The 9,486-nt window shown below is 34.7% G+C and carries 9 protein-coding genes; all 9 read right to left on the bottom strand.

Annotated elements, in window-relative coordinates; translation table 11 throughout:
• Positions 1–138: 138 nt before the first annotated feature.
• The 9 genes from B6A10_RS12245 to B6A10_RS12205 all read right to left on the bottom strand — a co-directional run bounded on the left by B6A10_RS12245 (position 139) and on the right by B6A10_RS12205 (position 9,476).
• Positions 139–702: a YceI family protein gene (locus B6A10_RS12245; protein ID WP_188221097.1), complete on the bottom strand. Its 564-nt coding sequence runs from the start codon at positions 700–702 to the stop codon at positions 139–141.
• A 29-nt stretch (positions 703–731) separates the two neighbouring features.
• Positions 732–1,364, bottom strand: coding sequence for an NAD(P)H-dependent oxidoreductase (locus B6A10_RS12240; RefSeq protein ID WP_188221096.1), 633 nt, complete (start codon positions 1,362–1,364; stop codon positions 732–734).
• Positions 1,365–1,372: 8 nt separating this feature from the next.
• Positions 1,373–1,828 (bottom strand): MarR family winged helix-turn-helix transcriptional regulator, encoded by a 456-nt coding sequence (locus B6A10_RS12235; RefSeq protein ID WP_188221095.1) that lies wholly within the window; start codon positions 1,826–1,828, stop codon positions 1,373–1,375.
• 223 nt (positions 1,829–2,051) lie between these two features.
• A complete protein-coding gene (locus tag B6A10_RS12230) occupies positions 2,052–3,278 on the bottom strand; it encodes a cation:proton antiporter (protein ID WP_188221094.1) in 1,227 nt (408 codons plus the stop codon).
• A 171-nt stretch (positions 3,279–3,449) separates the two neighbouring features.
• Positions 3,450–3,743, bottom strand: coding sequence for a chaperone modulator CbpM (locus tag B6A10_RS12225; RefSeq protein WP_026713839.1), 294 nt, complete (start codon positions 3,741–3,743; stop codon positions 3,450–3,452).
• Positions 3,740–4,642: a DnaJ C-terminal domain-containing protein gene (locus B6A10_RS12220; protein ID WP_055092994.1), complete on the bottom strand. Its 903-nt coding sequence runs from the start codon at positions 4,640–4,642 to the stop codon at positions 3,740–3,742. The genes B6A10_RS12225 and B6A10_RS12220 overlap by 4 nt, the downstream gene beginning before the upstream one ends.
• Positions 4,643–4,895: 253 nt before the next feature.
• The gene (locus B6A10_RS12215) at positions 4,896–7,136 is read right to left on the bottom strand and encodes a cation:proton antiporter domain-containing protein (protein ID WP_055092730.1); all 2,241 of its coding nucleotides are present in this window, start codon (positions 7,134–7,136) and stop codon (positions 4,896–4,898) included.
• A gap of 143 nt (positions 7,137–7,279) precedes the next feature.
• Complete coding sequence (gene purB, locus B6A10_RS12210) at positions 7,280–8,626, bottom strand: adenylosuccinate lyase (RefSeq protein WP_055092728.1); 1,347 nt, start codon at positions 8,624–8,626, stop codon at positions 7,280–7,282.
• A 154-nt stretch (positions 8,627–8,780) separates the two neighbouring features.
• Positions 8,781–9,476 carry an SIR2 family NAD-dependent protein deacylase gene (locus tag B6A10_RS12205; protein WP_055092726.1) on the bottom strand — a complete coding sequence of 232 codons (696 nt, stop codon included), beginning with the start codon at positions 9,474–9,476 and terminating at the stop codon, positions 8,781–8,783.
• Between the last annotated feature and the right edge of the window lie 10 nt (positions 9,477–9,486).

The raw sequence follows: 9,486 nt of genomic DNA, 5'->3' as shown, positions 1-9,486 counted from the left end.
CTTCTTGTACACAACGAAGTTTAAATTCATAATTGTATTTGACTTTTCTTTCCATAAAAATGCCCCCAAATAGCGTCTAACTTTTTGGGGGCAGTTCATAAAACAGTCTCCTTTTTTATATACAGGGTAAAATGAAAATTAGAATTTCAAAGCTACAGCTAATTCAAATTCGTCATCGATAGCTTTGTCTCCGATAGCACTGAAAATGCTTGCCGAGTTGTATTTGATGTCATATTTAGTTCTGTCTACTTTAAAAGTTGTAGTTGCTGTGTTTCCATTTACAGCAAGGTCAAAATTAACTGGTTTTGTAATTCCTTTGATTGTTAAATCGGCAGTTACAGCATATACGTTTTTCGCTTTTGAACCAATTTTTTTGATTACCAATGTTGAAGTTGGGAATTTATCTGTTCCAAAGAAATCGTCAGCTTTTAAGTGTCCGTTTAATTTTCCTTGGTATTCTCCTGTTAAATCAGTAGCTGTTAAGGAAGTCATGTCAACTGTAAAAGTTCCTCCGACTAATTTTGTTCCTTTAAGCACTACAGCTCCGTCTTTGAAGTTTACTGTTCCTGAGTGTTGTCCGGTTACTTTTTTACCAACCCAGTTGATTGTAGAAGCTTTTACATCAATTTTTTTAGTTTGCGCGTTTACTGAAACTCCGGCAGCTAAGAATAAAGCGATTGCAAGTGATTTTAAATTTTTCATGTTGATTTAAATTTGATTTTAATTAATGATTATAGTGTGATAAATAATTCCTTTTCGGATTTTCTAACTTTTTTATAGTGTTGGGTTGCGTCTTCCTGATGACGGTATCCCAAGGTTGCAATTAAAGAAGTATTAAGCCCTAATTTGTCTAAACCTAATATTTCGTTTACCTGTTCCGGTACAAAACCTTCCATTGGGGTTACGTCAATTTTTAATTCGGCAGCGGCATTTAATAAATTACCTAAAGCCAGATAAGTTTGTTTTGAAGTCCAGATTTGTTTACTTTCTTCCGGAAGGTTTATAAGCTTAGATTTCATGAAATCGCCATAACCAGTTAAAGATTCAACCGGAATGTTTCGGGTTTCACTAATGTTAGCAATGTAACTGTCAATCGTTTTTTCTTCCACCTGAGTTTCATTGGCAAAAATAATCAGGTGAGAAGCCTCAACAATTTGTGATTGTCCCCAGGCTGCGGGTTGAATTTTTGCTCTTAATTCCGGATTTTCAACAATAATTACTTTGTAAGGTTGTAATCCGTAAGAAGAAGAACTCAAGCGGATGGCTTCTTTTAATGTTTTTAAATCTTCTTTTGAGATTTTTTTGGAAGCATCAAATTTCTTTGTTGCATATCTCCAGTTTTGATTTTCTATAAATGTGCTCATGATTTTATTTATTGATTTCTAAATTTTTCTAATAAATGATTTAATTGTTCTAATTCGTTGGTGTCTAACTTAGCGGTTATTACTTTTTCATGATCATTAACTTTTGGATCTAAATCCGCTAAAACATCCAGTCCTTTTTGCGTGATTAATACTTCTATTTTTCTCCGGTTTTCCGGACAGACATTTCGGGTTACTAATTCTTTTAGCAAAAGTTTGTCAACCAATCGGGTAGTGTTGCTGGTTTTGGCAACCATCCGCTCCTGAATGACACACATATTGGCAGGATTTCCCTTTTGTCCTCTAAGAATGCGCAAAACATTGTATTGTTCCCCTGATAAGTCATAAGGCTTTAAAATTTCATTAAACTTTTCACTCAAAATATGTTGGGTGTACATGATATTGAGAATTATTTTTTTAGGAAGATCTAAGGCAACCGTACTTTTTATTTCATCTTCAATTTTCATTCCAATACTGTTTTTGTTTGTTGGTACAAATGTAATACTTTTTTATTTGTATATACAAATATTGTAGTGTAAAATTTGATTTAAAAGTGAAAAAATGTCTGTTTTGTAGGTTTTATCACTGTTTTTTATTTAATAATAGGAGGGGAATACCTTATGATGATTAAAGCAGATTAATAAAAAATGCCAAAAAAGAGAGAGCCTTATTTTAAGGTTTCTCATTATTTTAATATAGGTTGGTTTCGTTTTCCTGATGGCTATGCAGCGCTTTTCGGGTTTCTTCGATGGCTTTTTTTCTTTTAACAGTGGTAAACATAATACCCAGCATCATAATGATAGCGGTTAATAAAATGACCTGAATAATAAGCGAATTGTTAACTAATTCTATCTGGTTTTCAGTGGCAATGGATAAAAATAAAAGAATAGTAATTAATCCCCTCGGAGCTACAAATAATAAAGGAAATTGAGGTAATCCCGAAATTTTAAGCTGTAAAAAACGGATTACCAGAATGATTCCTACAATTGCCAATGCCCAGGGAACCGTTTCCGGATTGATGATTTCGGAAGTTTTAATAAGATAACCAAACAGTAAAAAGAACAAAGCTCTTACTAGAAAAGTAGCTTCGGTAATTAGTTCTTTAAATTTATGAACCTCGTTGTTTAATAAATCGGGTCTAAATTTCTGAATCCATTTGAAATTTTTTAATTCATCTAAATTTCCGATGGAAAGCCCAAAAATCAGGATAAAAACCAGAGCCGGAAGATGGAAAATTTTAGAAATTTCATAAATTAAAATAATCAGTAAAATGATGGGAACAAACTTAATATGATGATCAATTTTATTTAAAAGAAAGGATAATAAAATGGTAGCCACAAAAGAAATGATAATAATAATGAGGATTTCCAGGCAGAAATAACCAAAAGTATTCATCCCGAAACTGGTGTTGAATGCCACAAAATTGAAGCAAATAACCCCGAAAATATCCGATAAACTGCTCTCGTAAATCACAAATTCCTTATAGTTTTGACGAAGGTTTCGAACACTGGGAATGGCAATCGCGCTACTAATTACACAAAAAGGGATAGCATTACTCAGGCAGGTTTTGAAGTCGTATTCGCTGTAATAATAAAACAGCCAAGCCAGACAAAAGGCCATCGCAATCAAAGGAATAAAAGCTCCTAAAGAAGATTTTTTTATTAAATTGACTTTGGATTTATTCAATTCTAATTCCAGCGAACCTTCCAGTACAATCAAAATCAATCCAATAGTCCCTAAAATTGGTAAGGTCGAACTTAAATCGGGAAGTTTTATATAGAAAAAGTTGGTGATTTCTTTGACAAACCAGCCCAAAAGTAAAAGTAATATTACCGAAGGAATTTTAGTTTTTGAAGCTGTTAAATCAAATAGATAAGCAACGAGTAATAAAATACAAAGCGAAATTATAATTGTCATATTTTTTGTTTTATATCGAAATCCTATCTAAAATACCAATTATACGAGTATTTTATTAGGTAAGATACTTTAATTTGAGGTTAAAATATGAAAAAAATATAATTTAATACACTTTGTATTTTGGTTTTATATTATTTTTTGGATTTGTTAAAGCCAGATTTTGCTTAAAAATTAGTTTTCATACAGCAGTAATCGATTCCTAACTCGTAGTAACTCAGTTTGTAAGCTGTCAATTTTTTGAAGTAAGTTTAGCACTACATCAATACCTTCAATATTTACATCCAAATCTTTATGCATGCGGACTATTTTCTCAATTTCATAAATTGATTCTTTGTGAACATATTGGGTATTGTCCACAAGCAAAATATCTATTAAACCGTTTTCATCAAGATGATTAAAAAAACTTATTTCCAGTTTATAATGCTGGCATAAAGTGCTAATAGGGATAAAATTTTCGGTATTCATGATGCTCTTAATTTTGATAGTTCGTTAAATAGTTCCATTTCTTTAGCAGAGAGATGGGTGGGGATTTTAATTTGAAATGTAATATATAAATCGCCAAAATCGCCTTCTTTTTTATAGACGGGAAATCCTTTTCCTTTGAGTTTTACTTTAGTTCCGTTTTGAGTTCCCGGAGCTACTTTTAGCTTGGCTTTTCCGTCAAAAGTGTTAACGGTAATTTCGCCGCCCAAAACTGCTTTGTACAAATCCAGAGAAACCGTAGCGTATAAATTATCTTTATCTCTTTTAAAATCTGGATGATTGTTAATGATAAAAGTAATGTACAAATCGCCTTTAGGACCGCCGTTTCTGCCATCGCCGCCATGTCCGGCAATTTTAATCGTTTGACCGTTTTCAATTCCGGCCGGAATGGTAAAACGAATATTTTTCCCGTTTACGGTAATTGTTTTTTTATGTGTCGAATAAGCCTCTTCTAAATTTAATTGTAATTCAGAGGTGTAATCAGGGCCTTTAAATTGATGTGTTGAGCGGCTTCTTCGACCTGCGTTTCCAAACAATGATTCAAAAAAATCCGAATAATCGTCGTTTCCGTCCCGACCATAATTATTAAATTCTTCCTGAGTACCGCCGGAACCGTAATAACGCTGATTTTGATTAGCTTTTTCAAATTCGGCGGCATGTTGCCAGTGTTCGCCGTAAGCGTCGTATTTTTTTCTTTTTTCAGCATTTCCTAATACTTCGTTGGCCTCATTGATTTCTTTGAATCTTTTTTCGGCTTCTTTGTCGTTCGGGTTAATGTCCGGATGGTATTTTCGGGCCAGTTTTCGGTAAGCCTTTTTGATTTCGGCTTCGGTAGCTTTTTTATCTACTTCCAATACTTTGTAATAATCTATAAATGCCATAAAAAAATGATTTTCAATTACCATTAATTTTGAACTCTTACAGTAATTTCAAAAGGAAATTTTAGTCAAAAGAGTTGATTTTGTGTTGTCTTGGTACTATAAATTTACTTAAAATTCGATAGAAAAAGAATAGCTGCATATTTATTTTTTGAAAGTATTTTTTAAAAAAATATATGGTTTTAAAAATAAAAATGCCCGAACTGTAATAAGTTCAGGCATCGTAAAAGATTGAGAAAAACAGCTTTTTTAAAAGCTATTCTTTAAATAATTCGGACATTAATTTTTTGCTGCCAACGAGCCATAATAAATCATTTTTTTCCAAAATAATGTTCGATTCCGGATTTAGGATTCGATTCCCTTTTCGTTCGACACCTACCAAAAGCCCTTTAGTACGCTCTCTTAATTTGGATTGGCCAACACTTTTTCCAATAAAATCTTCATTGGTTAATTCAATCTGACGTAAAACAATTTCGTCGGGAGTTACTGTTTCCGGAACTTCAACCTCATGTTGGGTTAAAAAGTTAGAAAATTCTTTAACCTGAGCATCAGAACCAATCACGCAAATTTCATCTCCCGGAAACAAGCGCTCCATTTTATTAGGAATCTGAATCACAATATCGCCGCGTTTTATATAAGCAATATTAACGCCAACTAATTCCCTCATTTTGATTTCGCGCAGGGTTTTTCCAACCAAATTGGATTCTTTTGAAATTTCAAAAGTAGTCATGTGACCGTCCCAGGAGCTTAAATAAGCATAACGGCGGTCGATCTTTTTTTCTTCTCTGTCGTTGAGGTTGGTCAGGAAATGACTTTCAATTTTATGATATTGTTCGTGTAATTTTTTAGGAAATAGCAAATAGATTACAATTGCCACAACCAAAGCAAAAAAGGCAATGACCGGAGAGAAAAAGATATTCAATAAAAATCCGATGTAGAATACCGCTAATCCCATTCTGAAGAAGAAAAGCATCAGGATAGGCCCCCGGTATTTTCGCTCTTCAAATAGCTGATTCACTTCTTTTACGGCAACTCTTCGCAACGAAAGCGCCCATAAAAAAGGGGAAATAATAATTATCGTAATCAATGCGGCAATGGTGTTTCCAAATTTTGAATTTTCGACCAAAGGCAATACAAATTTAGACGACATCAAAATCACAGAAGTAATAATAATGGTATGTAAAATAATTTGCAGCAAATGCGCTCTGATTACGATTTGCCAGGTACTTACCGAACGAATCGCCTGAGCATTGGCACTGTAAAGAGCAATTCTTCGGGTCCATTTTCGGGGTAATTTTTTTTCCAGATAAACCGAAAAAGGAACTGCCATCTTAACCATAAAAGGCGTTGTAAAAGTGGTAACTGCCGAAACCGCCACTACTACCGGATACAGGAAATTGCTGGTTACATTCATTGACATACCCAGTGTAGCAATGATAAAAGAGAATTCCCCAATTTGCGACAAACTCATTCCGGTTTGGATGGATTGTTTTAAAGGTTGCCCCGAAATCAACGCTCCTATGGTAGAACTGATGGATTGTCCAAAAATGGTAACGAAGGTTAAAATAACAACCGGAAGTGCATATTCATAAAGCGTATGCGGATTAATCAACATTCCGACCGATACAAAAAATACCGCACCGAATAAATCTTTTACCGGTTTTACTAAATGTTCAATGTGTTCGGCATGAGTAGTTTCCGCAATGATAGAACCCATGATAAAAGCTCCTAAAGCAGGTGAAAAACCAACATTTGAAGCCAATATAACCATCATTAAACACAAAGCCAGTGAAATAATCAGCATCATTTCATCGGTCAGTAAATGTTTGGTTTTCTTTAATAATGTAGGGATAAAAAAGATGCCACCCACAAACCAGGCAATCAGGAAAAAGCCTAATTTCAGAACAGAAAGTAATAATTCACTGCCTGAAAATTGCTGACTTACCGCTACCGTGGACAATAATACCATCATTAAAATGGCTACAATATCCTGAACAATCAGCGAACCAATAACAATTCCGGCAAATTGTTCGGCTTTTACTTTTAATTCGTCAAAGGTTTTTAAAATAATAGTGGTGGAGGAAATGGAAAGAATCACACCCAGAAAAATACTGTCCATTTCTTTCCAGCCCATCCAGTGTCCTGCCAGATAACCGATTAGCACCATAGCAATGATTTGAGTAATCGCGGTTATCGAAGCTGTTCCGCCTACTTTCATCAATTTCTTAAAACTAAATTCAAGTCCCAGGCTGAAAAGTAAAACGATAACGCCTATTTCGGCCCAAATTTCTACACTGTGAACGTCTTTGACCGAAGGGAAAAAATCAAAATGATTTCCCGCTAAGAAGCCTGCAATTAAATAGCCTAAAACCAACGGCTGTTTTATTTTTTTAAACAACAACACAGCAATCCCGGCAGTCATCAGAATCAATCCTAAATCGCTGATTAAGGGTTTTAAATGTGTGGTGGTTTCGGCAACGGCAGCTACGGTACTCATATTTTTTTGTTCTTTTTTTAACCAATTTTGCTAAATATAACAAAAGCAGTTTGGATGTACAATATTGTGTGTTATTAATAGGATATTTACAAAAAAAGTCCCGATGGAATCGGGACTTTTTAAAAATTTATAGTTTGAATTTGTTAAATTCCTAAAAAGTTACTTGGCGTAATTTGCAACAACTCCGCTTTGATAGCGTCAGAAACTTCCAGAGTTCCGATAAATTCATGAATAGAATTTTTGGTAATCGCTTCGTTAGTTCTGGTTAAACCTTTTAAAGCCTCGTAAGGATTTGGATAAGCCTCACGACGTAAAATAGTTTGAATGGCTTCAGCAACAACCGCCCAGTTGCTTTCTAAATCCTCGTGGAATTTAGCTTCGTTTAATAATAATTTATTCAATCCTTTCAAAGTAGCTTCAAAAGCAATGATAGTGTGTCCCATTGGAACTCCAATATTTCTCAAAACGGTACTATCTGTTAAGTCACGTTGCAATCTTGAGATTGGCAATTTAGCCGATAAATGTTCAAAAATAGCGTTGGCAATTCCTAAGTTTCCTTCTGAATTTTCAAAATCAATCGGGTTTACTTTATGAGGCATCGCTGAAGAACCAATTTCTCCCGCTTTAATTTTTTGTTTGAAATATTCCATCGAAACATACGTCCAAATATCGCGGTCTAAGTCGATGATGATGTTGTTGATTCTTTTTAAAGTATCAAAAAAAGCAGCAAAATGATCGTAATGTTCAATTTGTGTCGTTGGGAAGGAATGGTGTAATCCTAAATTTTCCTCAACAAATTTAGTTCCGAATTGTTTCCAGTCAATTTGTGGGTAAGCCACGTGGTGTGCGTTGTAATTCCCGGTTGCACCACCAAATTTAGCTGCAAAAGGAACGTTGAATAACAAACGCATTTGCTCTTCAATACGCTCTACAAAAACAGTAATTTCTTTTCCTAAACGGGTAGGAGAGGCCGGTTGTCCGTGAGTGCGGGCAAGCATTGGTACATCTTTCCACTCAATAGCTAATTCTTTTAATTTGGCAATTAAATTAATTAAAGAAGGCATATACACTTTTTCAAAAGCTTCTTTGGTAGAAAGCGGAATAGCGGTATTGTTGATGTCCTGAGAAGTCAATCCGAAGTGGATGAATTCTTTGTATTCCGACAAACCTAATTTTTCAAAGGCATCTTTGATAAAATATTCAACAGCTTTAACATCGTGATTGGTTACTTTCTCTGTTTCTTTAATCCAAAGTGCATCTTCGGTAGAGAAGTTTTTGTAGATGTTACGTAAACTTTCAAAAACAGTTGGGTTTACATTTTTTAATTGCGGCAAAGGCACTTCGCACAAAGCAATAAAATATTCAATTTCTACCAATACACGGTATTTAATTAAGGCTTCTTCAGAGAAAAATGGCGCTAAAGAAAGTGTTTTATTTCTATATCTTCCGTCAATTGGAGAAATTGCATTCAATTCGTTTAAAGTCGTCATTGTCTTTTTTATGCTAATAAAAGTTGATATTTAATCCGAAAGCGTTTGTGAAATCGGGCTTATTTTTTTGAAAGGCACAAATATAATGAGAAGTTAGAAGTTAGCCGTTAGAAGTTGGAAGTTTTTTGCAACTTACTAATGTTTTTTCTTCTTTTTATTGAAATTGAGCTAATAAATGGTTTTTTAGGACAGGAACACCTTTTGTTGCCGTCATCGGAATTGTTTCCAAAGGATTTCTTAAGTCCGGTATCGAAATAGGATTTGGATCAATATAAAAAACCGGAGTGGTTGGCGGAACAAAAGCCAATAGTCCTGCGGCAGGATAGACCTGTAAGGAAGTCCCGATAACGGCAAAATAATCGGCAGTTTCTGTAATATTTAAAGCTTCGTCAAAAGCAGGTACCGATTCTCCAAACCAAACAATATGCGGTCGCAGCTGATTTTTAAAAGAATCCACATCGCCTAAATTCAAATCGCCTTCCCAATCTAAGATGTATTTTGGATTTTTGGTACTTCGCACTTTCAGGAGTTCGCCATGCAGATGCAAAACTTTTTTGCTTCCGGCGCGTTCGTGTAAATCATCCACATTTTGGGTAATGATATGTACGTCAAAATGAATTTGCAATTGTGCCAGTTCCTGATGTCCCAAATTAGGTTGTACTTCTTTCAGCTGGCGTCTTCTTTGGTTGTAAAATTCTAAAACCAATTCCGGATTTTTTTGCCAGCCTTCCGGCGATGCTACTTCCATGACATCATGACCTTCCCAGAGTCCGTTGCTGTCTCTGAAAGTTTTTAAACCGCTTTCGGCACTCATTCCTGCTCCGGTTAAAACGACTAATTTTTTCTTCATTTTTTTGTTC

Source organism: Flavobacterium pokkalii, from assembly GCF_014596575.1.
Lineage (GTDB): Bacteria > Bacteroidota > Bacteroidia > Flavobacteriales > Flavobacteriaceae > Flavobacterium > Flavobacterium pokkalii.
Note: the sequence above shows the minus strand (reverse complement) of the source record. Positions and strands in the feature narration are given on the sequence as shown.

What these genes read in the sequence shown, in the direction of transcription:
- B6A10_RS12245 (WP_188221097.1), bottom strand. Translation starts at nt 702, where the DNA reads ATGAAAAATTTAAAATCACTTGCAATCGCTTTATTCTTAGCTGCCGGA.
- B6A10_RS12220 (WP_055092994.1), bottom strand. Translation starts at nt 4,642, where the DNA reads ATGGCATTTATAGATTATTACAAAGTATTGGAAGTAGATAAAAAAGCT.
- B6A10_RS12225 (WP_026713839.1), bottom strand. Translation starts at nt 3,743, where the DNA reads ATGAATACCGAAAATTTTATCCCTATTAGCACTTTATGCCAGCATTAT.
- purB (WP_055092728.1), bottom strand. Translation starts at nt 8,626, where the DNA reads ATGACGACTTTAAACGAATTGAATGCAATTTCTCCAATTGACGGAAGA.
- B6A10_RS12230 (WP_188221094.1), bottom strand. Translation starts at nt 3,278, where the DNA reads ATGACAATTATAATTTCGCTTTGTATTTTATTACTCGTTGCTTATCTA.
- B6A10_RS12235 (WP_188221095.1), bottom strand. Translation starts at nt 1,828, where the DNA reads ATGAAAATTGAAGATGAAATAAAAAGTACGGTTGCCTTAGATCTTCCT.
- B6A10_RS12205 (WP_055092726.1), bottom strand. Translation starts at nt 9,476, where the DNA reads ATGAAGAAAAAATTAGTCGTTTTAACCGGAGCAGGAATGAGTGCCGAA.
- B6A10_RS12215 (WP_055092730.1), bottom strand. Translation starts at nt 7,136, where the DNA reads ATGAGTACCGTAGCTGCCGTTGCCGAAACCACCACACATTTAAAACCC.
- B6A10_RS12240 (WP_188221096.1), bottom strand. Translation starts at nt 1,364, where the DNA reads ATGAGCACATTTATAGAAAATCAAAACTGGAGATATGCAACAAAGAAA.